This is a genomic window from Novosphingobium mangrovisedimenti (assembly GCF_025153475.1).
Taxonomy (GTDB): Bacteria; Pseudomonadota; Alphaproteobacteria; order Sphingomonadales; family Sphingomonadaceae; genus Novosphingobium; species Novosphingobium mangrovi_A.
In genome coordinates, this window is sequence record NZ_JANZXA010000073.1 from 1 (window position 1) to 341 (window position 341).

Annotated in this window: 1 protein-coding gene; it reads left to right on the forward strand. The window is 57.5% G+C overall.

The genetic code is table 11. The annotated features are described in order from the left end of the window. Positions 1-12: 12 nt before the first annotated feature. Positions 13-341, forward strand: a 329-nt coding sequence (locus tag NZK81_RS21520) for an SDR family NAD(P)-dependent oxidoreductase (protein ID WP_260047998.1), incomplete at its 3' end; no start/stop codon positions are given.

Here is a 341-nt window from a genome sequence, read left to right on the forward strand (position 1 = left end):
AACGCAGTAGTCGTGATTGAGGGCGATGTCCGCAATTATGTCGACAACGAAAAGGCGGTCGTCGCAACCGTGGCCGCGTTCGGCAAGCTTGACGTGTTCGTCGGCAATGTCGGGATCTGGGATTTTATGACCCCGCTTGCGGACATGGAACCCGAAAAGCTCTCGGAAACGCTGGACGAGATCTTCGGCGTCAACGTAAAAGGCTACTTCCTTGGTGCCCGTGCCGCAATTCCGGAGTTGCGTAAGACCAAGGGCAGCATCATCTTTACTGCCTCGACTTCAAGCTTCTACACCGGCGGTGGCGGTACGCCCTATGTGGCGTCGAAGCACGCCGTGCTGGG